The following is a 25777-nucleotide window of genomic DNA, read 5'->3' on the forward strand; positions in this document are numbered from 1 at the left end:
ACCTATACAAACGTATGTTCCTATATTTTATTCTAATCGAAGCAATCTGAAAACACAATTCATCCTTTAACGACTTTCACCGTTTTGATCGCTGCTTCCAAATCTTCATAAATGATGTTTCCAACGACTATTGTATCAGCAAATTGCGCCATCTCTCTAGCCTGTTCCACATTTTTGATACCGCCGCCGTAATAGAAACGTGTCTTATCGAGGATCGTGCTCACATCTTTCACTGTTTCCACATCACCATAAGTCCCGCTGTACTCGAGATAAAAAATCGGCAGCTGGAACATATGCTCAGCAATCCGTGCATATGCGAGGATGTCCTCTGCGTTCAAGTCTGTGTCGGCCTCTGAAATTTGCGCGGCCTTCGATTCACCGTTCACGATGCAATAGCCTTCGGTCACGAGCTCGTTCCAATTGATGAGCTCGCCGTATTCCTTGATCGCTTCCCGGTGCAGACCGACGATCCAATCCGGGTTCTTGCTGTTGAGCACACTCGGCACAAAATAAAAATCAAATCCCGGCGTGATCGATTCGATGTTCGAAACCTCGAGCACACAAGGGACGGTGTATTTGCGGATCCGAGATAGAAGATCGATCGTATTTTCAAGCGTCACTCCGTCACTCCCGCCGACAATCACCGCATCTGTCCCTGATTCACAAATCTGATCCAGGGCTTCAGGGGTGATTTCTTTGTCCGGGTCCAATTTGAAAACGTGCTTCCATTCTTTATATTCAAACATAGGCTGTCCTCCTAAGTAACCACTTCCTCTAAGGATTATAACAGAAAAGAGTACGGGTAAAAACAAACGTTCAGAGCTGAATCGGCGTTTGTTGTTAATCTCTCCATTTTTGTAGTTATTTTCAATTTTTTGTAGTTCTCAAGGCTACTTTTGTAGCTTTTTCGAAATTTTTGAAGAAAATCTCTTATTTTTGTCGTTCTTCCATAAGGAAGGGCTGACTCGCAAAAGTCAGCCCCTTTTCATCTTATTCAGGTTTGTTATGGACTCGTTCGAGCGCCATTTCATAGGTGTCGTTTCCGTAGTTGAGACAGCGCTTCACACGTGAGATCGTGGCTGTGCTTGCACCCGTTTCTTTTTCGATTTTATGATACGTATAGCCTTCACGCAGCATACGCGCCACTTCCAGACGCTGTGCCAACGACTGGATCTCATTGATTGTCGCTAGATCGTCAAAGAAACGATAGCACTCTTCCCGGTCTTTCAGTGTCAGAATCGCATCGAAAAGCTGATCCAATGTTTTTCCTCTTAGTTTATCAATTTGCATCCCTTAATCACTCCTCCAAAACTATTCCCAGCTTACGTTTGGACCGAGGTCTGACGCAGGCACCAGATTCACCCATGTCTTGCCTGGTACGAATGGAACCTCTGCTCCATCTTTTACTGGAATGATTCGTCCTTTTTCATGCTTCCAATTTATCTCTTGTGACTTCCCTTGTTGGAATAGAATTGCGTCACCGCCACTTTCAAGATTGATGTTACGGCGACCGGCACTGTCAATGACCTGGTGGTTGGCACCGACGACCAGCACATTCTCAAGCTCGATCGGTATTTCCGTTTCCCTGTCGACAGTTTGCTCATTGTTCACATATCGCAAGTATGTGCCTTTTTTCGATTGATAGCGGTAGTGAACTTTATAATGATCACCGTATGAAACAGTCACTGTACTTGCGGGATCCCCTTCAATTGCTGTCACTTCATCCTCTTTTAAAAATGAAAACGCTGGAATCTCCTGCTGTAATTCGAACTTCTTTTTCTCGGATTCCTTCAAGATGTTTTCGTAGGTGATATACGAGTTGTGCGGTGCTTTCCGGAAATTCGCACGCTTGAACAATGTCCCATCGTAATACAAGCCATTCAGCGAGTCGATGTTCCCCGAGGTCAGCATCGATTTTGCAGATGGACTCCAACCATGATGGATGTAGATCGCATCGAATCCGTTGCTGAGTCTCACGTAGTAATCACGCGCACTTCTGACCGGTCCGATCACGTCAGGCTCCTCACTCTGGAAAACGGCAAGCAATCTTGTGATTTTCCCTTCCGCCAAAACTTCATAGACGATGTCAGCTTTATGCAAACCGGACTGCGGTCTTGCCTCTGGTGCATTGTTGACCATGACCGCTACCGCTCTTGATGCCAGCGCCTCGTCTGTCCCTTTACCTGTAAGCGGAAACGTGTACGCAAACCTCGGCTTGTCGTCCACTTCCTTCTTCTCGATGCCAGTGTCTTTTGAAGCCGCGTCATCACTTGGCTTTGATGTTTCCTTCGAACTACACGCCGAAAGCATAAGGATCAATGCTACGAAACACGCAACAAACAACCTTTTTTTATTCATTTAGTAAAACTCCCCCTAGTATTTCCCTGATTCCCTCTCAGAACAACCCTTGACCGATAACCCTATAAAAAGTCCTCAAAGACTACAATGATGAATAATATAAAAATCCTTTTAAACAGTTGAGGAATTAGAAACAACACCGGCTAAATACGTCACGTCCTATGACAACGCCGGCACTAGTACGTCCTGTACGTCGAAAGATTGAGGCACGTTGGTTTTGAGGAAGGCTACTAACTTGCATTACATCATTACTGCCTTGCACCGAGGAAGCCTCCTTCGGTAGGATCACCATGCAGACGCAGGTGCACAATGTTTTTGCTTCGCAGTATAGCAGCTTCACTGTCCTACTTGAGGATCGCAAAAACCAAGTAACAATCACTGCCTAAAAACGTCATGTCCTATGACAACGGCAGTACTAGCACGTCCTGTGCGTCGAATATTCGCAGTTAATAATTTCTCAACTACATCGATTAATCTTCTGTTGACGAATTAGAAACAAAAAGTTCGAGGCACGATGGTTTTGAGGACCGGAACGTATAAATAATACTTGAGGACCGGAAAAACCGAGTAACAAAGAAATTTGCAGTTTATCATTCGTCAACTACTACTAGTTTAACGCATTACAACAGGAAAGGACAGTACCTCATTTTTCAAGACATCAACAATGCCGCTTGGCGTGATACGGATATAAGGCAAATGAGTCGATGAAAAAAATAACAGGCTGTAGATCGGATCCACAAAAGTATAGCCCCGATCCTTCAGTTCTTTCACCAGTTGATCCTGCTGGTCCATGACCGTTTCCATCGGCTCTGTGGAGCAGCCACCATTCAGCGTGAGCGGGATTTCACATATGACCTCACCTTTCTCGACAAGCACGATCCCGCCGCCGATTTCTTTCAATCGTTCGAATGCCGTCACCATATCTTTTTTGCTTTTTCCTATCAATAATATGTCGGCGCTATTTGAATATGAGCTGACAAACCCTGACACGCCCGTCGAGAAACCTTTCAGCATCGCGTTAACCCGCCACTTTCCATTCCGGTCGACCAACGCAAAAAAGCTTTCATTATGATCTTGGGCAAGTTCGTCAACTGTAAAATCATGCTCAGTTTTGTAAGGCTTCGTAATCACCGAGTTCACCATATCAATCCCTGCTGGTGAAACGACGTCGAGGTCCTCTACCTTTAACGACCAATCAAGATTGTAAGGCTTGATGTCGTAATCCGCCCAATTGAAGGCTGGTTCCGGTTCTTCTGTGACCCATTTTCCTTTCGATAAAACAGCCTCTGGCGTCGGCTCTTTCGGATCTTTTAAAATATTCAGGTTCGCGACCCGGCCAGGGGCAATCATTCCGTACTGATGGTCGATCCCATAATGGCGCGCAATATTGTAGGAAACCATCGCATACGCATCTTCTACTGGGATCCCTTTTTCAAGAGCGATCCGGAGCACTACATCAGTCACTCCATCACGATGGAAATTCGGTGTTGAGCCGTCCGTCGTCATCAACACGCGGTCAAAATTCTCGACACCAAGCGCAATCATCTCTTCTAAAATGTCTGGCAAGTCTGGACGGATTGACGAATAACGCAGCGAAGTCGTATAGCCGAGCGACATGCGGAGAACCGCTTCCTCTCCGGTCATCGCTTCATGGTCACAATCTGCCCCAAGCACAGCCAGCTTTGCTAAAGTCCGTTCCGAGGCGCCTGGCAAGTGGCTTTCGATTTTCAGCCCTCGCCTTTTCGTCTCCTGCATCCAATGGAGCGTTTTATCGTCGCCTTTCAGCACTTGCGGCCAGTTCGTCAATTCACCACCTTGCAAGGTATATGGATGATCCAGGACCTGACCGAACATCTCCTCAGAAAAAATCTCATCTTCATTCTGCAGTTTTGTCTGCGAATCATAACGGCACCACCAGAAAAACGTATAGGGAAGTTCATTGATATCCGTCATGAACGAAAGCGCTTTCTTTTTTTCTAATGGCAAAAGCATCAGATTGTCGCAAATGAACGTCGTCGTCCCCCGTTTTGCTGAATAAGAAGCGAACGTCTGGGGATTATAAAGTTGAAATGGGTGGACATGAGGTTCGATATAACCTGGAACGATATATCGGTTTTCGCAATCGATCACCTCGCATCCCGTGTTGTTTTGCGGCATTTTACTGCCAACATAGACGATCCGATCCTCATAAATCCATATGTTTGTCGTGATCCATTTTTTCAAAACGTTGTTCAAGTATGTAGCATTTTCTAAGACAAGCGTGGGCGGTTGTTCGCCCTGAATGACTTGGACATGGGTACGGAGCTGCTGCTTCGACCAATTCACTAAATGCTGTGACATTTCATCACCTCGGTGTATGTATGGTTTCTATTTGTTAGAATCTTCTGTACACCATGATACCATAACCCGGAAAATCGCTACAGTATAACGCAGTAAAGCTGTGTCTCGGCAAAGTCTGGAAAGCCGAAAAACCATTAAAAGGAGGAGAACAATATGAAACAGAACATAGGCACAGTGAATGCATTGATCCGAATTACAGTAGGTTTGACAATGGTCGCTTATGCGGCAGCGAGAATGGGTCGTAAACCGCACCGTCAAAGTCATCTGCTCACGATGATGCTTGGTGCGATGAAGGTTGGCGAAGGGATTACAAAATATTGCCCTATGACTGATCTTTATGAAAACGGTCAAAAGCTGACGAACATGGACCTCGCCTCCTTGACAAAAGAAGGCTCTCCGATCAATCCTTCTTGATTGGTGAAGCACTCTTTTTGATTGGTGAAGCACTCCTTTTTGAGGCGTGAAGGTGTAAAAAGTAACCTTTGGCCGGAATCGGATTGAAAGTGGCCGGATTGTGTGTGATTTCCGCCGGATTATGCATCAAACCCGCCGGATTACACTCCAAACTGGCCGGATTACCGCGGCCCACGCCTATAAAAAATGAAAAAGCTCCCGGTTTGGGAGCTTTCCTTATAAAAAGAGGTGATTTTACATGAAGTATATTGATGTACTGATGGAATACATGACAGATATGATGTTTGTGCTTGCGATGATCGTCGGAAGCATCATCGCTTTGACGTTTTTCATCTTCAGGAGGAGGAGACAGCCTTGATCGCTTTTGAGCCGATGTCCTTTCGGTAAAAGCTTTCAACACACTCCACCTTCGCCATTTCGCGATAAACGGCGGTTTGCGCACGTGCCAGATTCTCAGATTTAGCAGCAAGCAGCAGAATCCGTCCGCCGTCTGTCGCCAGCTGTCCACTGTCCCCTTTTACACCTGCAAAAAACGTGAGAGTATCCGCAGAAACAGTCTCCAGCCCATCGATCGCGACACCTTTTTCATAGGATCCCGGATAGCCGCCGGATGCCAACACGACTCCGACATATTCATCAGCAGACCACTCAAGCTCGACATCCTCTCCATTCAACAAGCCTGTCATAACTTCGAACAGATCACTTTCGAGGCGCGGAAGTACGACCTGTGTTTCCGGATCACCGAATCGTGCATTGAATTCGATTACTTTCGGTCCGCGGTCCGTCAGCATCAGTCCCGCATACAAGATTCCCGTAAACGACGCACCCTCTTTTACTAGCGCGTCAGCCATTGGCTGGAGGATTTCTTCAATCGCAACTTCAACCACTTTATCGGAAATGTGCGGTACAGGAGAGTACGCGCCCATTCCGCCCGTATTCGGTCCGAGATCCCCGTCAAATGCCCGTTTGTGATCCTGCGAAATAACCATTGGCAGTACCTTCGTCCCTTTCACGAATGCCATTAACGAGAATTCTTCACCCTCTAAAAATTCCTCAATGACGACTTTTCTGCTCGCCTCACCGAATTTCGTTTCAACCATCATGCTGTGGAGCGCTTCTTCCGCTTCCGCCATCGTCATCGCGACGACAACACCCTTCCCAGACGCAAGACCATCCGCTTTTATCACGATCGGCGCCCCTTTTTCGGCTAAGTACGCCTTCGCTTCCTCATAATCAGTGAAAGAAGTTGAGAAAGCCGTTGGAATTGCATATTTCTCCATCAATTCGTTCGCATACGTCTTGCTTCCTTCGATCAGAGCAGCTGTGCGTGCCGGTCCAAAAACCGCCAGACCTTCCGCTTCAAAACGATCAACAAGTCCATCAAGCAAGGGCTGTTCGGGTCCGACAACAGTCAAATCAACGCCTTTTTCCTTTGCAAACTGGACCAATCCGTCTTGATCCGATTCAGCAAGATCGACACACTCCGCAACATCAGCCATCCCGACGTTACCAGGTGCGACAAATACCTGCGTCACACGCTCTGACTGTGCCATTTTCCACGCAATCGCATGCTCTCTTCCACCTTTTCCAACGATCAGAACGTTCATCTAATCACCCCTCGATTAATGTTTGAAATGCCGTACACCTGTAAGGACCATCGTAATGCCGTATTCATCCGCTTTATCAATCGATTCCTGGTCACGGATCGAACCGCCTGGCTGGATGATCGCAGTTACACCAGCTTTTGCTGCAGCCTCGACCGTATCGCTCATCGGAAAGAATGCATCTGACGCCAGGGATGAGCCCGTAACCTTATCTCCCGCTTGCTGCTCGAGCGCGATTTTCGCCGCTCCAACACGGTTCATCTGACCTGCTCCTACTCCGATCGTCTGGTTCCCTTTCGCAAGAACGATCGCATTCGACTTCACATGCTTGACGATTTGCCAGCCAAGCTTCAGATCCGCCCACTCTGCTTCTGTCGGCTCCCGTTTAGTCGCCACTTTCAAGTCAGCATTGTCAAACCCATAGTGATCTTCCTGTTGCACCAATGCGCCACCTGACACTGTTTGGATCCGTTTTTGTACTTGCGTCGCAATCGTTTTCGGTTCAACTTGTAAAAGACGCAGGTTTTTCTTTTCCGTCAAAACTGCTAACGCTTCTTCAGAGAACGATGGTGCGATGATGATCTCAAGGAAAATCTCCTTCAGCCTTTGAGCCGTTTCTGCATCGACTTCCTGGTTCGTCGCTACGATTCCGCCAAAGATTGAAACAGGGTCCGCTTCATACGCGAGCTGATACGCTTCCGCCAACGTCTTTCCGACACCGACACCACAAGGATTCGTATGTTTGATCGCTACGACTGCCGGCTCATCGAATTCCTGGATGATCTGCAGAGCCGCATCTGCATCATTGATGTTGTTGAAGGAAAGCTCCTTCCCGTGGAGCTGCTTCGCTTTTGCAATCGTTGAAGGGTCTCCGATCGGTACCTCATAAAAGGCCGCCTTCTGATGCGGGTTCTCTCCGTAACGCAGTTCTTGTTTTTTCGTGTACGTCACCGTGTAGGATTCCGGGTGCTCCTCTTCTGTCATGTCAGTCAAGTACTGGGCAATCAGTGCATCATACGCGGCTGTATGGCGGAACACCTTTGCGGCAAGTCGACGCTTCGTTTCATCAGCCACCGCACCATTCGCCTTCAACTCTTCTAAAATCGTTCCGTAGTCAGCTGGATCAACCGCGACTGTAACGGAAGCGTGGTTTTTCGCAGCTGAACGGAGCATGCTCGGTCCGCCGATATCGATGTTCTCAATCGCGTCCTCGAACGTCACATCCGCACGCGAGATCGTCTCTTTGAACGGATAAAGATTGACGACGACGAAATCGATTGGTGTGATGTTATGTTCATTGATTTGCGCCTGGTGATCGGCATTTTCCCGAACCGCAAGCAAACCGCCATGAATGTTCGGATGCAGCGTTTTTACACGGCCGTCAAGAATTTCAGGAAAACCTGTCACCTCTGAAATCCCGGTTACCTTGAGTCCAGCCTCTTCAATCGCCCGTTTCGTGCCGCCTGTCGATACGATTTCAATCCCCTGTTCGATCAGACCTTCGACAAACGGGATCAGCCCTTCTTTATTCGAAACACTCACTAGTGCGCGCATTATGCGAACTCCCCTTTCTCCGTGGATGTGTGTAGGATGTGTTGGATGACTCTCGGATATAATTCATGTTCGATCTCATGGATTTTCTGTTGTAAAATTTCTGCTGTATCACTGGCGTCAACCGGAACTGAGGCTTGTTCTATGATGGGGCCCGTGTCCATTCCGTTGTCGACGTAGTGGACGGTGACACCAGTCTCCGAAACGCCTGCCTCGATCACTTGTCCGATGGCGTCTTTACCTGGAAAAGCAGGCAATAAAGAAGGGTGGATATTGACCATCTTCCCCTCGAATTGTGAAAGCAGCGTCGGCCCGATCAGCCGCATATAGCCTGCCAATGCGATGAACTCGATCTTCGCTTCCTTCAAACTTTTTATAATCTCTGTCTCGAACGCTTCCTTATCCGGGTACTCTTTTGCTTTAAAAACGAACGTCGGGATCCCATGTTTCTCCGCACGTTCAATGGCTTTCGCACCTGGACGGTCACAGACGAGCAGGTTCACCTTCGCATCGAGTTTGCCTGATTCACAAGCATCGACAATCGCCTGAAAGTTGGAGCCTGAACCGGATGCAAATACTGCGATGCCTTTCATTTCAATTCTCCTCCACCAAACGTTATGCCTTCTGTTCCTTCTTTTACCCGGCCGATCAAAAAGGCTGACTCGCCTTGTGACTCAAGTGTTCGAATCACCTGGACCGCGTCCTCATGTTTCACCGCGAGCACCATGCCGATTCCCATATTGAAGGTTCCAAGCATGTCGTCTGAGGACAAACCGCCTTCCTTCTGAAGCAATGAAAAAATCTCAGGAACAGGCCATGAACCGAGATCTACCTCCGCGCTAAGCTCTTCAGGCAGCATACGTGGCACATTTTCGATGAAACCACCGCCTGTTATGTGGGCGATTCCTGAAACTTCATAGTTGTTCAAAACTTCAAGCACAGGCTTCACGTAGATTTTCGTCGGCGTCAAAAGCTCTTCGCCAAGCGTTTTTCCGAGTTGATCAAACGTTTGATCAAGTGTGTAACCAGCCTGCTTAAGCAATACTTTTCGGACGAGCGAATAGCCGTTGCTATGGATGCCGCTTGACGCAATCCCAATCAGCGCGTCGCCTTTGCTTACTTTTTCAGTGGTGATGAGCTCCGATTTTTCTGCGACACCAACTGTAAAACCGGCAAGATCATACTCCTCAGGGTCATACATACCAGGCATTTCAGCTGTTTCTCCGCCGATCAGAGCGGCTCCAGCCTGCTTACAGCCTTCGGAGATCCCTTTGACGATCTGTTCGACTTTCTCAGGCTCAAGCTTTCCACAAGCAATGTAATCTAGAAAGTACAGCGGCTCCGCGCCCTGTGCAACGATGTCATTGACGCACATCGCGACAGCATCGATGCCGATCGTATCGTGCTTATCCATTTGGAACGCGAGCATCAGCTTCGTCCCGACTCCGTCCGTCCCCGAAATGAGGACAGGTTCCTTGACGTTGAGTTTGGATAGATCGAACATGCCTCCAAAAGCACCGATTCCGCCGAGAACTTCCGGCCGCATCGTGTCTTTGACATGCTTCTTCATGCGTTTGACAGCTTCGTATCCTGCCTCAACATCGACTCCAGCTTGCTTATATGCTTGTGCCATACTTTTTCCTCCTTGGACCTTTGATCAGATTCGGATCTTATTGAACGATTTGAAGATTAACGGACATGAGCGCCGTTATTTGTGACAAAAAGCAGCGATCGAACAACTTAACGGACATGAGCGCCCTTATTTGGGTAAAGTACCGCTTTTTTTCATCGGATTTAATCAAATAAGGTCTCTGGTGTCCGTTAGCTTTGTAAAACCCTGTTGTTTTGGCCAAATAAGGTCTCCTGTGTCCATTAACGATAAATTATTTATAAACGAGTTCTTTTTCGTGCGGCAGGACGGTGTCTGGGTAGATTTCTGTCGGGTATTTACCTGTAAAACAGCCGAGGCATTGCCCGCAGTTCTGCTCGTTCGAGTTGCGCCCGATCGCATCCATCATGCCATCGATGCTCAAGTATTCAAGCGTATCGGCACCGATGATTTCTCGGATTTCTTCGACCGAATAATTCGAGGCAATCAACTCTTCTTTAGACGAAATGTCAATCCCGTAATAGCATGGGTGTGCGATCGGCGGCGAACTGATTCGCACGTGGACTTCTTTCGCACCAGCATCCCGAAGCATCTGCACGATCCGACGGCTTGTCGTACCGCGAACGATCGAGTCATCGACCATGACAACACGCTTTCCTTCAACAATTCCGCGCACCGGCGAAAGCTTCATTTTCACACCCTGCTCCCTTAACTCCTGGGAAGGCTGGATGAACGTACGCCCGACATAGCGGTTCTTGATCAACCCGAGCTCATACGGAATCCCCGCTGCTTCGGCGTACCCGATTGCTGCTGAGATACTTGAATCCGGAACACCTGTGACCACGTCCGCTTCAACAAAAGCTTCAGCTGCCAAACGCTTCCCGAGATTTTTACGAGCGGTATGGATGTTGATTTCGTCGATATGGCTGTCTGGACGGGAAAAATAAATGTACTCCATGCTACAGATCGCGCGGTTCGTCGATGAAGTGAACGTGTCACTCTCCACACCGTCGTCATTAATGACCAACAGCTCTCCCGGACGGACGTCACGGATATACTCCGCTCCGATCACATCAAACGCACACGTTTCCGAGGCGACGACGTAAGCATCGCCGATTTTACCTAACGAAAGAGGACGCAAGCCGTTTGGATCCTGGGCCGCCATGATTCCTTCTTCTGTCATGATCACGAACGCATAAGCCCCTTTGATCATAGACAAGGCATTTTTCACCTGATCACGTAAGTTGAAAAGGCCGCTTCGCTTGATAAGATGCGCGAGTACCTCCGTATCGGAAGTTGTTTGAAAAATACTTCCCTGAGCTTCCAACTGCTGCTTGAGCATGTTCGCGTTCACAAGATTCCCGTTATGGGCAAGCGCAAGAGTGCCACGTTGGGATTGGAAGACAAGCGGCTGGACATTCGCAAACTCCGAACCGCCGGCCGTCGAATAACGCACATGCCCGATCGAAGCTTTACCGGTCAGCGAAGAAAGCTCTCCACGGTTGAACACTTCCGTTACGAGCCCGCTGTTTTTATGGAATTTTACAACTTCACCGTCTGTCACCGCGATCCCTGCGCCTTCCTGACCACGATGCTGGAGGCTGTGCAAGCCGTAATATGTGAGTTGAGCCGCCTCCTGGTGACCCCAGATGGCGAACACACCGCACTCTTCGTTTAGACCTTTGATGTCAGCAAACATGGAATAGCTCCTTTCCAAGCTGTCTCAATCTCCTCTTTTGTTGCTGAAATGAGTTCACTTCCACTTTCTGATTCGATGCGTAATGCCGGGCGATCAAGCACAACACCAATTTCCGTTGCATCTACTAATTTTTCAAACTTCTCGACGTTTTCCGGTTCGACCGATACGAGGAAACGAGATTGCGACTCACTGAATAACGCCGCGACTTCCTCTCCAGTCAACGTGATCGAAGCCCCAAGCTTGCCTTCCATCATGCTCTCAGCAATTGCAACCGCGACGCCGCCTTCTGCTACGTCATGGGCAGATTGGACGACACCTTCCTGGATCGCTTTTAAAAGCTGAGATTGATAGCTTGCTTCTTTTTCAATATCAAGCGCTGGAGCTTTTCCGAAGATCTTCCCTTCCAACACCTTCTGAAGTTCACTTCCGGAAAACTCAGGCTTCGTCTCCCCGATCATGTAGATGACGTCGCCCGCCTCTTTAAATGATTGCGTCGTCACATGATCAAGATCATGGACAAGCCCGACCATACCGACAACCGGCGTCGGATAAACGGCCACTCCGTTCGTTTCATTGTACAACGACACATTCCCGCTGATGACCGGTGTTGAAAGGGCACGGCACGCTTCACTCATACCATCGACCGCTTTTTCGAGCTGCCAGAAGATTTCAGGTTTTTCAGGATTTCCGAAGTTCAGACAGTCAGTGATCGCAAGCGGCTCACCGCCTGAGCAGACAATATTCCGCGCTGCTTCCGCAACCGCGATTTTTCCACCAACCTCTGGATCGAGATAAAGATAGCGAGAGTTACAATCCGTTGTCATCGCCAGCGCTTTTCGTGTGCCGCGAATCCGGACCACAGCCGCATCTGAACCTGGTGAAACGACCGTGCTCGTGCGGACCATATGATCATACTGATCGAACACCCAGGACTTGCTCGCAATCGTCGGCTGAGCCAACATCTTCAACAATGTTTCTTTATAATCAGCTACGTTCGGTACATAGGCTTCTTGTTTTTGGAACGCTTCATAATACGCTGGAACTGCACTCGGCTTGTGATAAACCGGTGCTTCCTCAGCTAGCGCGTCGACCGGTACGTTTCCGACGATTTCACCTTTGTGGAGGAGGCGAAGCTCTTTTTCCTCGATGACTTTTCCGATCGTCACCGCTTCAAGGCCCCACTTGTCAAAAATCTTGACGATTTCGTCTTCGCGACCTTTTTTCACGACGATCAACATACGTTCTTGAGATTCGGAAAGCATCATCTCATAGGATGTCATATTCGTTTCACGCTGTGGTACGAGATCTAAATCCATTTCGATCCCGACACCTGATTTACTCGCCATTTCACTGGATGACGACGTAAGTCCCGCCGCTCCCATGTCCTGGATTCCGACAAGCGCATCACATTGGACAAGTTCTAAGCACGCTTCAAGTAAAAGCTTCTCCATGAATGGATCGCCGACCTGGACTGCCGGACGCTTTTCGTCAGATGCATCGGTCAATTCTTCAGATGCGAACGTCGCACCATGGATCCCGTCACGACCCGTGCGGGCACCGACATACATGACTGAGTTGCCGATTCCATTCGCCTGGCCTTTCTGGATATCCTTATGGTCGATGACACCGACACACATTGCGTTCACAAGCGGATTTCCTTCATACGATGCGTCGAACTGGACTTCACCGCCGACCGTCGGAATTCCGATACAGTTTCCGTAACCTGCAATCCCTGCGACAACTTCTTCGAACAAATACTTCACACGGCCTGAGCTCAACTCCCCGAAACGGAGCGAGTTAAGAAGTGCTACTGGACGCGCACCCATCGAAAAGACGTCACGGATGATTCCGCCGACTCCAGTTGCAGCCCCTTGATACGGCTCGATCGCAGACGGGTGGTTATGGCTTTCAATTTTGAAAACAACCGCTTGATCGTCCCCGATATCGACGATTCCAGCGCCTTCACCTGGTCCTTGAAGGACACGCTTTCCGTTTGTCGGGAACTTACGCAAAACAGGCTTTGAATTCTTGTAGCTGCAATGCTCGGACCACATGACCGAAAATAGCCCGGTTTCGGTGTAGTTCGGCGATCTTCCGAGGATCGATTCAACCATCGCGAACTCTTCATCGTTCAAGCCCATCTCTTGATAGAGCTTCTGTTCCTTGATCATTTGTGCAGTAGGTTCATGTGGATAAGACATGTGCTTCCCTCCAAGCTTTCACGATTGATTGAAATAATTTCAGCCCGTCTTTGCTGCCGAGCAGTTGGTCGACTGCCCGCTCAGGGTGCGGCATCATTCCGAGGACGTTCCCTTTTTCATTGGTGATCCCTGCGATATCATGCCTTGAACCGTTGATATTCGTGCCATACCGGAATGCGATCTGCATGTTTTCTACTAATCTTTCATACGTTGCCTTATCGCAATAATAGTTTCCTTCACCATGTGCGACAGGAATCGTAATCTTTTCATCTTTTTCATAGAGACTTGTAAAAACTGTTGCGTTATTCTCGATGGTAAGCTCGACCTGACGGCAGATGAATTTCAGTTTCTCATTCCGCTGCATCGCGCCTGGGAGCAGCCCCGCTTCGAGCAGGATCTGGAAGCCGTTGCAGACACCGAGAATCGGTTTACCAGCTTTGTTCGCCTCATGGATCGAGTTCATGACGTTCGAAAAACGAGCAATAGCTCCGCCACGTAAGTAATCTCCATACGAGAATCCGCCTGGGATGAGGATTCCGTCAAACGAACTCAGCTCCTCATCATCATGCCAGACGTATTCGACTTCTTCGCCAAGCTCATCCTTGACCGCGTGATACATATCGACATCACAGTTGGAACCTGGAAAAACGACGACTGCGAATCTCATTGAGGGACGACCTCCTCGATTTCATACGTAAAGTCTTCGATTACTGTGTTCGCGAGCAGCTTTTCACAGATTTCACGGATTTGAGCGTCCATGTCCCCGTCTTCTTTTTTCAGCGTCAATTCAATGTACTTCCCGATCCGGACATCCTCTACGGATTGATAGGAAAGCCGGTGAAGTGAATCCTTCACAGCAGCTCCCTGTGGATCTAAAACGCTCTCCTTCAAAGTCACAAACACTTTTACGTTATACATGAAATCGGCCTCCCCGAGTTTTCTTTAGATTTGATGAAAATCTGTTGCTTTTTTCGTGAAAAAAGCTTCATTATTGAAAAATTTCTGCCTTGGTGAACTCTCACGTACGCCTGAAAGAAAAAATCACTTTTGAACTACAAAAATTCAGGTCTTTTTTCAAAAAATACGGATTTAACTACAAAAATGAGAAAAAAACTACAAAAACGAGAAAATAACGACAAAAATGCCTCTCGAACTACAAAACGTCCTTTAGCGCGCGACAGTCAATCGTTCCAACAGCTTCGCGTATGTCTCCGTCAAACTTCCGAGATCGCGGCGGAACACGTCTTTATCGAGTTTTTCCTTCGTGTCAGAATCCCAAAGCCGGCATGTGTCCGGTGAAATTTCATCGGCAAGCAGTACTACTCCGTCAGATCCAATCCCGAACTCCAGCTTGAAATCGACAAGATCGATGTTGAGCTTTTTAAAATACGGGACAAGAACCTCATTGACCGCAAGACCTTTTTGGCGAAGCAGGGAAAGCTCCGTCTCTTCGACCAGACCGAGCACGCGAATGTGATCGCGCGTCAGCAGAGGATCGCCAAGGTCATCGTTCTTATAATAGAATTCGACAATCGTTTCCGGCAGAAGTTCGCCCTCTTCCATTCCAAGGCGGTTAGCAAGCGAACCTGCTGCTACATTCCGGACGACGACTTCGAGCGGAATGATCTGGACATTTTTCACGAGCTGTTCGGTCTCGGAAAGCTTCTTCACAAAATGCGATTCAATGCCCGCTTCATGCAGCATTTCGAACAAAAGCGAGGAAATTTCATTGTTCAGCTTTCCTTTTCCGGTGATCGTTGTCTTCTTTTCGCCGTTGAATGCCGTGGCTTCATCTTTGTACTCGATCCAGACGAGTTCAGGATCGTCCGTCTGATAAATCCGTTTCGCTTTCCCCTCATACAGCAAAGCCTGTTTTTCCATCTCGGTTCCTCCTCTTAATATCAAAAACCGTGTAGTGGTATAATCTCGACATCATCACAACTTACTGGATCGAAGTATTATTCCAACCCGACACGTTTGAAGATATTGTCCACTTCACGGACATGGTAGTTATAGTCGAAGCAATCCTCAATTTCATCAGGTGTAAGCATTTCCGTAACACGTTGTTCCGCTTCGATCAGCTCGCGGAACTGGATGCCTCTCTCCCAGGCCTCCATCGCTTTCGGCTGAACAAGATCATATGCCTCTTCTCGGCTCATGCCTTTATCGATCAAAGAGAGCAAGACACGCTGCGAGTAGATCAAACCGTATGTCCGAGTCATATTGCGCTTCATGTTTTCAGGGAACACCGTCAAGTTTTTCACGATGTTCGAGAAGCGGTTCAGCATGTAATTCAACAGGCTCGTGCTGTCTGGAATGATCACCCGCTCAGCGGATGAGTGCGAGATATCACGCTCATGCCAGAGGGATACATTCTCCATCGCTGTCACCATATGGCCTCGGATCACGCGTGCGAGACCCGTCATGTTCTCAGATCCGACCGGATTCCGTTTATGCGGCATCGCTGATGAACCTTTCTGCCCTTTTGCAAAAAACTCCTCAACTTCACGCGTTTCACTCTTTTGCAATCCGCGGATCTCTGTCGCGAATTTTTCAACCGAAGTCGCCACCAGAGCCAGTGTTGAAATGTAGTGTGCATGACGGTCACGCTGCAATGTTTGGGTCGAAACCGGCGCAAGGTTCAAGCCAAGTTTTTCACACACATACTCTTCAACAAACGGCGGGATGTTCGCATACGTTCCGACCGCACCGGAGAGCTTTCCGAAACGGATCCCTTCGACCGCCTGCTCTAAACGCTCCTTGTTACGCTTCATTTCTTCGTACCAGAGTGCGAGCTTCAGGCCAAAGGTCGTCGGTTCCGCGTGAACACCGTGCGTTCTTCCCATCATTACTGTATATTTGTGTTCTTTCGCTTTCTCTTTTAAAACCTCGATGAACTTGTCAACATCTCGTAAAAGGATTTCATTCGCTTGTTTGATCATGTAAGAGAGTGCTGTGTCGACGACGTCAGTTGAAGTCAGACCATAATGGACCCATTTGCGTTCTTCACCTAGTGTTTCTGAAACTGCCCTTGTAAAAGCAACAACATCATGGCGTGTCTGTTCCTCGATTTCGTGGATCCGGTTCACATCGAAGGATGCATTTTCGCGAAGCTTTACGACATCCTCTTTCGGAATATCACCAAGCTCTGCCCATGCTTCACAAGCAAGGATTTCAACCTCAAGCCATGCTTTGAATTTGTTTTCCTCTGTCCAAATCGATCCCATTTCTGGTCTTGTATAACGTTCTATCATTTGACTTCCTCCAGCTTATGTTTTGGTGGTTTTTGCAAGTTTTCCATTATTGTTTCTGCTTTATCGACTGCTTCATTCAATGTTTCATCAATAATCGTGAAATGCCCCATCTTCCGCTTATCCTTGATTTCCTTTTTCTCATAAAGATGAAGGTGCACATCATCAAAGAGCGGTGCGATGTCCAAAATTTTCGCCGCGTCTTCCCCTAGTAGGTTCACCATTACGCTCGGTTTTACCAAATTCGGCTTGCCGAGCTTCCAGCCGCAAATTGCGCGGATATGCTGCTGAAACTGGGATACCATGCATCCCTCGATCGTGTAATGACCAGAGTTATGCGGTCTTGGAGCAAGTTCGTTGATGTAGATGCCATGGTCTTCTGTCAAGAACATTTCGACAGCAAGGGTTCCGACGAGATCAAGTCCATCCGCAATCTTTCTTGCTAATGATTCTGCTTCTGCTATATTGTCATCGGAAATCCGTGCCGGCACGATTGACTGATATAAAATATTGTCTTTATGAATGTTTTCCGCAACCGGGAACGTCTCGGTATCTCCTGCTGTATTTCGTGAAACGATCACTGAGATCTCTTTTATAAAATTGATTTTCTTTTCAAGAACGCAAGGTATGCCACCATCTAAAAGCTCTATCGCCTTTTTCAAGTCGGCAGGTGAGTCGAGCACAACTTGCCCTTTTCCGTCATATCCGCCCCGGGTCGTTTTTAAAATGGCCGGGTAATCGACGTTCTCAAGTGCCGTTTCCAACTCGGATTTCTGGTTAACCAGTTCATAAGGGGCAACCTGGACACCGATTTTTTCTAGCGTCGCTTTTTCCTCTGCCCGATCCTGTGTAACTTTCAAAAGATTGCTTCCCTGTGGAAGATGATGATGCTCCTCAAGCCATCTGGCTGTAGTAAGATCGACATTTTCAAATTCATACGTGATGACGTCGCTCACTTCCGCAAGCTTGTTTCGCGCCTCTTCACTCGCGTAATCTCCAACGATTTCAATGTCTGCGATCAAACCGCACGGAGAACCTTCAGTCGGATCGACCGTTGCTACCTTGAAGCCCATCTCTTTTGCAGCGATCGCCATCATACGGCCGAGCTGACCCCCGCCAAGGATTCCGATCGTTTTTGGAGGGACGATTGGTTGACTCATTTCAAATCACCACTGCTTTCCAGTACTTTTTCACGGACCTTTTCCTGACGTGCTTGTAAGCGTGCCGCAACCTCTTCATCAGTCGTACCGATGATCTGTGCTGCTAAAAGTCCTGCGTTGGTCGCACCTGCTTTTCCGATCGCCACCGTCGCAACCGGGACACCGCCGGGCATCTGGACAATCGATAAAAGCGAATCCAAGCCATTGAGTGCTTTCGATTGGACCGGCACCCCGATGACAGGCAACGTTGTTTTTGCTGCGACCATTCCAGGAAGGTGCGCTGCTCCGCCAGCTCCTGCCACGATGACGTTTAATCCACGTGCTCTTGCATCTTCTGCATATTGGAACATAAGGTCTGGTGTCCGGTGTGCTGAGACCACTTGCTTTTCATAAGGGATTTCCAACTCATCTAAAATGTCACATGTATGTTTCATCGTTTCCCAATCGGATGTGCTTCCCATGATGACGCCGATTTTTGGATTCATCCATATCACCAAACCTTCCTTAATTGATTGTCGTTATAAAATCCTTCCCGCTGAAAGGGAGTGAATTACTCTTTAAAAACGTAAAAAATGCCCAAGGATTCTGAAAGTTTCTCTTTAATGATGAGAAAGCATAAAAAATCCTGGGCATCGCACGGTCATCTATCATTTCGTGAGCATACCTATCGCTTTCCCTCATAGTCCAATGATTTACGGTCACCGGGTAGAAACTTATGGGCCTTATTCCCAAGATTATATGAGAGTCTTAATTCCAGTTATATTGTAACAATGGAAAAACAGCTATGTCAACGAAAAATCGAACGATAGTTTCATATTCATATTTAATGTTCGGGTTTTACTGTAATTTTCCTTCAAAAATCACTCTTTGACGCAAAACTTCCACTTCTTTTTTACCATTCTGGGAACTTTCCTGAAAAACAGGCTCCTCCATCCGGCGGACAGGCATGTAGCCTTCTTCCTTCATCCGATCGAGACAGCTTGTTATGCTCTCGTTTTCCAATACTTCGAACTTCTTCTTTTTCGGCTTCTTTTTATCCATTTGACTTTACCTCCGAATCGACTTGACCCAGAACCCTCCATAGAATGCTTTAGGCTCATGCGAAATGATGAACGCTTTCGGATCAAGGTCCTTCACACTGTTATAAAGATTATGTTCTGATTTACGCGAGGTCAGAATTTCCATCATCAGACGAGGACCTTCCCGGCCATCCGCCAGCCAGTTCGTAACCCCATAGCCTTTATCCCGAAGTGCATTCGGAATGTTTGAATCGAATTCCTTCGTAATCACGTTAACGGTAATATACCCTAACGCCAGCTTATCCTCAATTTTCATCCCGACAATAACGCCGATTCCATACCCGACCGCATACGCAATCAAGTTCTCGATTTCGTTCAAGTTTTCAAGGACAATGCCAAGACCGATGACATAAATGATGACTTCAAAAACACTTACTGTTGCAGCCAGATAACGTTGATTTTTAAGCGTCAAAATCATGCGTAAAGTAAAGAACGTCACATAAACGATATTGATGATCAAGATGATCGCAATAAGCACCAAACCATTTTCAAGCACGGCGAAACCTCCAAGCACAAACTTTCAATTTTTGTAACTCTAAGGATAGCATGAAATTATTGTAGAAAAAAAGAGAAAGTGGCTAAACCATTTCAAAAATACATGGAATCTTTTGGGAGTTTCATGATTGCATATAAAGAAAACTTGGGCTTTACCAAGCTTTAGCGCAGGCTGAGCCTTAGTTGCCCTTATATTGAAGAAAGTATTTTTATACTTTTCTTTAAATAATAAAAAGGCTTGGAAGACAAGCCCTTTCATTACTTCGAGGATTTGGATTGTTGGTCAGCATTTTTAAGTTTATCACGATCGACCGCTTGAGGGGGCTTTTCCATCCATCCATGATTAATCATGATTTGAGCGCCGTCCTCCACATATAAGGAGATATCCGTTAACATCTTCGCATACATTCCACCTAAGTCCCGTCTTCCGTTCAGGGACATCGCATTGCCACAAGATCGTATTTTCATCGAAAACATGTCGATTTTGTGGGCGAGCATAAGTTTATCTGAAAAAGTCGGTACAGTAGAAGTCGTTACGAGATGATCCAACAGGGGCGGAGCAGGCAAATTATCTTTATTCAGCTTTTGTGAATTGGCTACGATATGTTTGTTGGTGATCTTTTTCCCTCTTAATAAATATTGCCGAATCTGTCTCCTATTTGCTACCTGACTAAACCCAATCAATAATGCTTTACTGGTCACATTATTATCGATATTATCGAAAAGGTGTGTAATTTCTAATGCATGTAGAGGCCTTACATTCCCTATGACGCCATTCAGATAATCGTGTTTCTCCACAAAATCCACTTCTTCAGGTATGGGAATCGGAACCGGTTTTGCCAGAGACCCTTTAGCTATCAGTATTTCATTGACTTCCCTTATAAGATTTGCTGTTTTTGTTGAACAATCTGTAAAAAATTCCCTTATATCCTTTCTCGACATCAAAGGGATGGCAATCGAATAGATGCTAAGCCCAGCTTTACACACATACCTCAAATAATGAAGATAAAACTGATCTGAAAATAACCTTGGGGCATCTGGATTAACATCTTTCTCCGTAAAGCCAACGGGAATCGGAAAATTCTCTGGAATAAAAATGTCTTCTATCTTTTGAATGAATTCTTCACTTAAATCGATCGCTTTCTCCACAACTTTCTTGATGTCCTCATCCTCAACATTCTTTATAAAATGAGTAAGTACACATTTCCCCATCGTATTGCCTGTATATGTTACCCACAGTTTACCGATTTCAGCTGAGGTCAGCTTTTCATGTCCGTGAAAGGGTTTAAAAATTCCCACTATGAAATCCTCCAAAACTATTTTCCCTTAGTTTGAACTTAAATACCGAACCTATACCAAGAAGGGGGCTAAGCTGCTTTTAAGGATGTTTATACAGTTCTCTTTTAAGGTAAAGGTATGTACTACCATTTAAGGAGGGCTTTCAATATGTTTGAAAAAGATCCAAAACAAGCAGCAGCTCAAATGAGCGAAGATAAAAAAGATGACATCATGCAAAACTTCGAAACGTTCAAAAATTATCTAGGAGATCAAGTTCACAGGGGTGAAAAGCTTGGCCTTGGAGAAGAAGGATTGACTAAAGGAGCAAAGCGCGTCGCAGATTACTTAGCGAAACACGAAGAGCCTCGAAATCGTGAAGAAAAAGTGCTGAATGAACTATGGAACGTGGCTAATGAAGAAGAACGTCAACATATGGCCCATGTGTTAGTTAAACTTGCAGATCAAACAAATTAAGGAACTCCATGGAACCCAGGTTATTACTACTCACCTGGGCTTCCTTCTTATGTAACTGAGCAACCTTATATACTCGGGATGAAGGATTGGTCTCGTACAACCACAGTTTCAGGGACAAATTTAATTAAAATATTACTGTTTCCCAACCCCTGAAACCTGGGATCCCATTTTTCTTCTTCAGGTCCCAGATAACGCTCTAGCAAGCGTGTTGCAATCCGTTTATCAAAAGGCTCTACCGTCGCACGTCCACGAAACCCTGCGTGCAATACTTTACCTGTTACATGGTCGAGATCCACTATTCCAATTGCACACTCTGGATTCTCTTCTATTCGTCCTGGAAAGCTGTCTGAAGACGGTGTTCCGATAATATAAATTCTTTCATCTTCCCAATAGAACCATACAGGTGATTCCCTAGGTCCTTCCGGTGACAAAGTAGAAAGATGAGCAAATAAAGGTTTCTTAAGAAATTCATCTAAATTAAAGGATCTGTTTCCTTCGATGATCTTCATTCCAAAACTTCCTTTCATGATTTTAGAATAAGTAAACTCAAAGTTCCTTGGTCATAAAAACACTGTTAGCGTCCTCCAAATAATCCGAAAATGGCTTACAAAATTCGAAACCGAATCGCTTATATAGCTTTCTAGCTGGTTCAAAAGCATCCATTGAACCTGTTTCCAAACTCAACCGCTGATAACCCCGTCGCTGGGCTTCTCCAATAATGTGTTCAAGGAGTTGTTTGGCAACACCCTTTCTTAGATGTGATGAAGAAGTTCGCATTGATTTGACTTCGCCATGTTTATCATCAAGTTCTTTTAAAGCCCCGCAACCAACTAATACATCTTCCTCCCAAACGCTCCAGAATGTAACCTCTGGTTGCTGCAATGCTTCAAGATTCAGTGCATGAATGCTTTCTGGCGGAGAATGCAGTGTCATACCCTGAAGATGTCCGTTCACCAATTCAGACACTTCAGCTCCAGTTAAATCATCTATTTTGATTTTCATAAAACATCTCCCCAAGCCTTCATTATTTTAATTCCATTTTAATCATACACTTCTGTACAAAGCGTTTAATAGGAAAAAGCATTACTCCTTTTTAAGCAATGCTTCTTTTAATTAATCATACTTTTTTCTTTTTCGTTAAAGAAAACTTGGCAAAGCCAAGTCTTAGGCGAAGGCTGAGCCTTAGTTGTACTTATATTGAAGAAAGTATTTTATTCTTTCTTTAAATGTAAAAAAGCCACTAGCTCATCTATGGTCCCAGTAAAATGAATAACGCCTGATAAATGATAAAAGGTACTGGTGGCAGAAAAATCATACACTTCGTTATTTGGAGAGAAAAGGATAACTTTTTTGTTAAGTCCGAGGGCAATACCTAATTCAATATGGCTCCCTTTCCCAGCTGGTAAAATGACCACGATAAAATCAGATTCGATCACAGCATCTTTTTCTTTTTCACCAATTTGTTTCAGTTCTTCAAATGTCGAAGCTTTTTCATGCTTTGTCCAATCAAATGTCTGTATGTATCCTTTGGTGATTAACTGTTCACTTACGTAACGCACTTTATCAATATTTTTAAAACTTGATGCAATATAAAATTTCATTCGTACTTCCTTTCCTATAACTGCTTATGTATTTCTTGAAAACCAAATACCACCTCAACTATCTAAAAATCAACTTAAGTATAAAATTTAAAATACCATTGATTGTATCAATGAACAGACCCCTATTTTTCTTTTTTATTTTCCGATGATATTCGTCCTCTTTAAGTATTGGATATTCTCTCTTTAGATCTTTCACGATTTCCGCTCCTTATAGTCCTTACTCGCTTATACAGCAACATCAACGAGAAGAAGATCCTTTTAGATTATTAGCAACATCAATAATTCTTCGAATAACAAAATGCATTTCATCAGAACTTTTGATGGTAAATAAATGATCGGCTTCTCCCTCTTTTGGCATTTTTATTTCTTCCTTATAAGACTCAGCCTGTTGACGAATAAGCACTTCCTTAAAAGTAGATGCACTTCTGAATATCGTTGTACTGCGCTGGCTTTTTGCAATTCGGGCTTGAAGAACATGATCTGGAATATCAAAATTAACGAGGTGGCTGATAAATCCTTTATCATGAAAATGTTCGAGCAGAGCTAACCGAGTATTACGAGCACGATTTGAGTTGCAAAGAATGAGATGAAAGTTAGTCTGATTAACAGCATAATCAATAATCGTCTGAGTAATGGCATATTTGATTGTATTGGGTCCATCTTTTGGTAGTAGGGTTTTATAATGGGTATTGATGAATTCCGCATGATTGTCCTGATCAATCACAAGTGAGTTGTCCAACTGTTGTTCTAACGCTTTAGCATCTTACCGACTGTAATAATTACTAGCCTTTTCATCAAAACACCTGTCCTCTTGTAACTTTTTCATTTGTGCTCTCATGTAGTTACAAATTAATTTTTCAATGTATTTGAAGGATATATGATTTCGCCTTGTTGGTGTTTTTAAGATAATCTTCTTGGAGAATCCCATAAACAGCACAGTCCTTGTATTGATTCTTGGAATTGCGAATCATGTGTCTGATTATACCTTCTTGCTCCATCCCGACTTTACTCATAATCCTCCCAGAAGCTGGATTGTCGATGTTATGTGCTGCGGATATTTTGTGAATGTTCATATGTCTAAAGCTAAATTCGACAACCGCTCGTAATGCTTCAGTTCCATATCCCTGATTCCACCAATTGTATCCTAAAGAATAACTTACTTCACAGTTATCAGTGGTCTTGTCAAAATCATATAAATCGATTTCACCAATTAATTCACCGCTAGCTTTCAGCTCAATAGCCCAGTAACAAAATTCATTACTAACATATTCACTAACAATCTTAGCCACTCTCTCAAGTGTTTCTGAAATTGTTTTGTGTGCTGCTTTGACTCGATTGTCAGTTACCCGTTCGTCTGAAAGCCAATGGTCAAAAACACTCTGAACATCTATGAGTTCCATCCTTCTAAGGATTAATCGGTCCGTTTCTAATTTTGGCGTTCCTGAATAGTTGATCATTTGGTCACCTTCTTAAATAAACTCATAGTTCTGCCTACGAAACTATTTTTCTATCTAAAATAAGATAATCCTTAGACTTACTAACTGACGTACCATTTTCCTCAGCAAATCTATTTAATTCCTTAAAGATATATTCAGGTTCTAACCCCACAATACGTATATCAAACCAATTTCTAACTTTTAGAATCGTACCTTTTTTACTCCATCCAAAACGTTGAAATTTGATTTGAGTTACTTGGTCAGCAAATATACTTTTCTTGAAAATTTGGATCTTCGCAAGTTGTATCGTATAAGAGATGCGCTCTTTTCTAACTTCAATTTCATAATTTATCGTTAACGCTATTAACAGAAAAACAATGAAAGTCATTTGACAGTAAAAAAATAAATCAAGATTTGAGACTGATATAGATAGGATCGCTATACCAAGCATAAATACTAAAAATACCCTCTGTGTCTTTGCTTTATACCTCATGACATCCTCCTACCCCAAAAAAACTATACATTCTTCAAGACCTTCTTGGATACATCCAAACCATCATTAGGGAATTTTTGGTACTTTAATCTTAGCATACATAATATGGTTTCAACTTTTTAAAACAATAAAAAAAGATGAAACGACAGATAAATGTACGTTTCACCTTTTTACAGCCTGGCGATGTCCTACTCTCACAGGGGGAAGCCCCCAATTACCATTGGCGCTGAAGAGCTTAACTTCCGTGTTCGGCATGGGAACGGGTGTGGCCTCTTCGCCATTATCACCAAGCTGTACTACTTAAATATTCATCTTTGTTAGCTTGCGCCGAGGAAGCATACGACAGAGCGTTGCTATTAAAACGCAGGCGCAGACTCTTTTGAAGGAAACTATTCCCTCAAAACTAGATAATGTGTTTCTTGAAAACGTCTTCGATGTAATGATGTCCAGCTGCGACTCCTTGAAACTCTGAATCACTTCGTCATTCCTGTGGCGGCAACAGCCTCCTCGTCATGACTCCAGTGCCTGTCGTTTCAGGACAGTCGTCTTTGCTTTTCTTTTGTGGTTAAGTCCTCGATCGATTAGTATCTGTCAGCTCCACGTGTCGCCACGCTTCCACACCAGACCTATCAACCTCATCATCTCTGAGGGATCTTACTCGCTTGACGCGATGGGAAATCTCATCTTGAGGGGGGCTTCATGCTTAGATGCTTTCAGCACTTATCCCGTCCACA

The 25777-nt window shown here is 45.4% G+C and carries 27 protein-coding genes, 2 rRNA genes, 1 pseudogene and 1 riboswitch; of the genes and pseudogenes, 3 read left to right on the top strand and 27 right to left on the bottom strand.

The window, feature by feature from the left end; all coding sequences use genetic code 11:
• Nucleotides 1-59: 59 nt before the first annotated feature.
• The 4 genes from ACTWQL_RS09155 to ACTWQL_RS09170 all read right to left on the bottom strand — a co-directional run bounded on the left by ACTWQL_RS09155 (nucleotide 60) and on the right by ACTWQL_RS09170 (nucleotide 4698).
• A complete protein-coding gene (locus ACTWQL_RS09155) occupies nucleotides 60-746 on the bottom strand; it encodes a heptaprenylglyceryl phosphate synthase (RefSeq protein WP_443142139.1) in 687 nt (228 codons plus the stop codon).
• 244 nt (nucleotides 747-990) lie between these two features.
• Nucleotides 991-1290, bottom strand: coding sequence for a YerC/YecD family TrpR-related protein (locus ACTWQL_RS09160; RefSeq protein WP_443142140.1), 300 nt, complete (start codon nucleotides 1288-1290; stop codon nucleotides 991-993).
• Between the two features lie 21 nt (nucleotides 1291-1311).
• Nucleotides 1312-2358 carry a DUF3048 domain-containing protein gene (locus tag ACTWQL_RS09165; protein WP_443142141.1) on the bottom strand — a complete coding sequence of 349 codons (1047 nt, stop codon included), beginning with the start codon at nucleotides 2356-2358 and terminating at the stop codon, nucleotides 1312-1314.
• A gap of 612 nt (nucleotides 2359-2970) precedes the next feature.
• Entirely contained in the window at nucleotides 2971-4698 is a 1728-nt protein-coding gene (locus ACTWQL_RS09170) for an adenine deaminase C-terminal domain-containing protein (protein WP_443142142.1), read from the bottom strand.
• A gap of 153 nt (nucleotides 4699-4851) precedes the next feature.
• Between ACTWQL_RS09170 and ACTWQL_RS09175 the strand changes: the two genes are divergently transcribed.
• Together ACTWQL_RS09175 and ACTWQL_RS09180 are read left to right on the top strand one after the other, a co-directional pair.
• The gene (locus ACTWQL_RS09175; protein ID WP_443142143.1) at nucleotides 4852-5112 is read left to right on the top strand and encodes a YgaP family membrane protein; all 261 of its coding nucleotides are present in this window, start codon (nucleotides 4852-4854) and stop codon (nucleotides 5110-5112) included.
• Nucleotides 5113-5350: 238 nt separating this feature from the next.
• Entirely contained in the window at nucleotides 5351-5470 is a 120-nt protein-coding gene (locus ACTWQL_RS09180; protein WP_443142144.1) for an EYxxD motif small membrane protein, read from the top strand.
• On the opposite strand, the gene purD is transcribed toward ACTWQL_RS09180, so the two are convergent.
• The 15 genes from purD to ACTWQL_RS09255 form a co-directional block, all read right to left on the bottom strand.
• Nucleotides 5448-6719 (bottom strand): phosphoribosylamine--glycine ligase, encoded by a 1272-nt coding sequence (gene purD / locus ACTWQL_RS09185; RefSeq protein ID WP_443142145.1) that lies wholly within the window; start codon nucleotides 6717-6719, stop codon nucleotides 5448-5450. The two genes, ACTWQL_RS09180 and purD, sit on opposite strands and share 23 nt — an antisense overlap.
• A gap of 15 nt (nucleotides 6720-6734) precedes the next feature.
• Nucleotides 6735-8270 (bottom strand): bifunctional phosphoribosylaminoimidazolecarboxamide formyltransferase/IMP cyclohydrolase, encoded by a 1536-nt coding sequence (gene purH, locus ACTWQL_RS09190; RefSeq protein ID WP_443142146.1) that lies wholly within the window; start codon nucleotides 8268-8270, stop codon nucleotides 6735-6737.
• Nucleotides 8270-8860, bottom strand: a complete 591-nt coding sequence (gene purN, locus ACTWQL_RS09195; RefSeq protein WP_443142147.1) for a phosphoribosylglycinamide formyltransferase — start codon at nucleotides 8858-8860, stop codon at nucleotides 8270-8272. The genes purH and purN overlap by 1 nt, the downstream gene beginning before the upstream one ends.
• Nucleotides 8857-9900, bottom strand: coding sequence for a phosphoribosylformylglycinamidine cyclo-ligase (gene purM, locus ACTWQL_RS09200; RefSeq protein ID WP_443142148.1), 1044 nt, complete (start codon nucleotides 9898-9900; stop codon nucleotides 8857-8859). Before purM ends, purN begins: the two co-directional genes overlap by 4 nt.
• 250 nt (nucleotides 9901-10150) lie before the next feature.
• Nucleotides 10151-11575: an amidophosphoribosyltransferase gene (gene purF, locus ACTWQL_RS09205; protein ID WP_443142149.1), complete on the bottom strand. Its 1425-nt coding sequence runs from the start codon at nucleotides 11573-11575 to the stop codon at nucleotides 10151-10153.
• Nucleotides 11551-13776: a phosphoribosylformylglycinamidine synthase subunit PurL gene (purL, locus tag ACTWQL_RS09210; protein WP_443142150.1), complete on the bottom strand. Its 2226-nt coding sequence runs from the start codon at nucleotides 13774-13776 to the stop codon at nucleotides 11551-11553. The genes purF and purL overlap by 25 nt, the downstream gene beginning before the upstream one ends.
• Nucleotides 13760-14443 carry a phosphoribosylformylglycinamidine synthase subunit PurQ gene (gene purQ, locus ACTWQL_RS09215; RefSeq protein WP_443142151.1) on the bottom strand — a complete coding sequence of 228 codons (684 nt, stop codon included), beginning with the start codon at nucleotides 14441-14443 and terminating at the stop codon, nucleotides 13760-13762. The genes purL and purQ overlap by 17 nt, the downstream gene beginning before the upstream one ends.
• The gene (gene purS / locus ACTWQL_RS09220) at nucleotides 14440-14694 is read right to left on the bottom strand and encodes a phosphoribosylformylglycinamidine synthase subunit PurS (protein ID WP_443142152.1); all 255 of its coding nucleotides are present in this window, start codon (nucleotides 14692-14694) and stop codon (nucleotides 14440-14442) included. The genes purQ and purS overlap by 4 nt, the downstream gene beginning before the upstream one ends.
• A 249-nt stretch (nucleotides 14695-14943) precedes the next feature.
• A complete protein-coding gene (purC, locus tag ACTWQL_RS09225) occupies nucleotides 14944-15657 on the bottom strand; it encodes a phosphoribosylaminoimidazolesuccinocarboxamide synthase (RefSeq protein WP_443142153.1) in 714 nt (237 codons plus the stop codon).
• A 77-nt stretch (nucleotides 15658-15734) separates the two neighbouring features.
• Complete coding sequence (purB, locus tag ACTWQL_RS09230) at nucleotides 15735-17030, bottom strand: adenylosuccinate lyase (RefSeq protein ID WP_443142154.1); 1296 nt, start codon at nucleotides 17028-17030, stop codon at nucleotides 15735-15737.
• A complete protein-coding gene (purK, locus tag ACTWQL_RS09235) occupies nucleotides 17027-18187 on the bottom strand; it encodes a 5-(carboxyamino)imidazole ribonucleotide synthase (RefSeq protein ID WP_443142155.1) in 1161 nt (386 codons plus the stop codon). The genes purB and purK overlap by 4 nt, the downstream gene beginning before the upstream one ends.
• On the bottom strand, nucleotides 18184-18672 hold the full coding sequence (purE, locus tag ACTWQL_RS09240) for a 5-(carboxyamino)imidazole ribonucleotide mutase (protein ID WP_443142156.1): 489 nt from the start codon (nucleotides 18670-18672) through the stop codon (nucleotides 18184-18186). The genes purK and purE overlap by 4 nt, the downstream gene beginning before the upstream one ends.
• A 175-nt stretch (nucleotides 18673-18847) precedes the next feature.
• A riboswitch (purine riboswitch) is annotated at nucleotides 18848-18949 on the bottom strand.
• A 75-nt stretch (nucleotides 18950-19024) separates the two neighbouring features.
• Complete coding sequence (locus tag ACTWQL_RS09245) at nucleotides 19025-19228, bottom strand: NETI motif-containing protein (protein WP_443142157.1); 204 nt, start codon at nucleotides 19226-19228, stop codon at nucleotides 19025-19027.
• A 6-nt stretch (nucleotides 19229-19234) separates the two neighbouring features.
• On the bottom strand, nucleotides 19235-19762 hold the full coding sequence (locus tag ACTWQL_RS09250; protein ID WP_443142158.1) for a DUF2179 domain-containing protein: 528 nt from the start codon (nucleotides 19760-19762) through the stop codon (nucleotides 19235-19237).
• Nucleotides 19763-20019: 257 nt separating this feature from the next.
• On the bottom strand, nucleotides 20020-21060 hold the full coding sequence (locus ACTWQL_RS09255) for a DUF3231 family protein (RefSeq protein WP_443142159.1): 1041 nt from the start codon (nucleotides 21058-21060) through the stop codon (nucleotides 20020-20022).
• A 147-nt stretch (nucleotides 21061-21207) separates the two neighbouring features.
• Between ACTWQL_RS09255 and ACTWQL_RS09260 the strand changes: the two genes are divergently transcribed.
• Nucleotides 21208-21513 (top strand): DUF3243 domain-containing protein, encoded by a 306-nt coding sequence (locus ACTWQL_RS09260; protein WP_443142160.1) that lies wholly within the window; start codon nucleotides 21208-21210, stop codon nucleotides 21511-21513.
• 65 nt (nucleotides 21514-21578) lie between these two features.
• On the opposite strand, the gene ACTWQL_RS09265 is transcribed toward ACTWQL_RS09260, so the two are convergent.
• The 8 genes and pseudogenes from ACTWQL_RS09265 to ACTWQL_RS09300 form a co-directional block, all read right to left on the bottom strand.
• Entirely contained in the window at nucleotides 21579-22022 is a 444-nt protein-coding gene (locus ACTWQL_RS09265; RefSeq protein WP_443142161.1) for a pyridoxamine 5'-phosphate oxidase family protein, read from the bottom strand.
• Nucleotides 22023-22059: 37 nt separating this feature from the next.
• The gene (locus ACTWQL_RS09270) at nucleotides 22060-22515 is read right to left on the bottom strand and encodes a GNAT family N-acetyltransferase (protein WP_443142162.1); all 456 of its coding nucleotides are present in this window, start codon (nucleotides 22513-22515) and stop codon (nucleotides 22060-22062) included.
• 209 nt (nucleotides 22516-22724) lie between these two features.
• Nucleotides 22725-23114, bottom strand: a complete 390-nt coding sequence (locus ACTWQL_RS09275) for a group-specific protein (protein WP_443142163.1) — start codon at nucleotides 23112-23114, stop codon at nucleotides 22725-22727.
• Nucleotides 23115-23352: 238 nt separating this feature from the next.
• Nucleotides 23353-23909 (bottom strand): annotated as a pseudogene (locus tag ACTWQL_RS09280) (ATP-binding protein).
• A gap of 62 nt (nucleotides 23910-23971) precedes the next feature.
• On the bottom strand, nucleotides 23972-24571 hold the full coding sequence (locus ACTWQL_RS09285; RefSeq protein WP_443142164.1) for a GNAT family N-acetyltransferase: 600 nt from the start codon (nucleotides 24569-24571) through the stop codon (nucleotides 23972-23974).
• A 34-nt stretch (nucleotides 24572-24605) separates the two neighbouring features.
• Complete coding sequence (locus tag ACTWQL_RS09290) at nucleotides 24606-25043, bottom strand: hypothetical protein (protein WP_443142165.1); 438 nt, start codon at nucleotides 25041-25043, stop codon at nucleotides 24606-24608.
• A gap of 175 nt (nucleotides 25044-25218) precedes the next feature.
• Nucleotides 25219-25334 (bottom strand): 5S ribosomal RNA (rrf, locus tag ACTWQL_RS09295).
• Nucleotides 25335-25604: 270 nt separating this feature from the next.
• Nucleotides 25605-25777, bottom strand: a 23S ribosomal RNA gene (locus tag ACTWQL_RS09300); the annotation flags it as partial.

This window comes from Pseudalkalibacillus sp. R45, assembly GCF_052246725.1.
In the GTDB taxonomy this organism is placed as follows: domain Bacteria; phylum Bacillota; class Bacilli; order Bacillales; family Fictibacillaceae; genus Pseudalkalibacillus.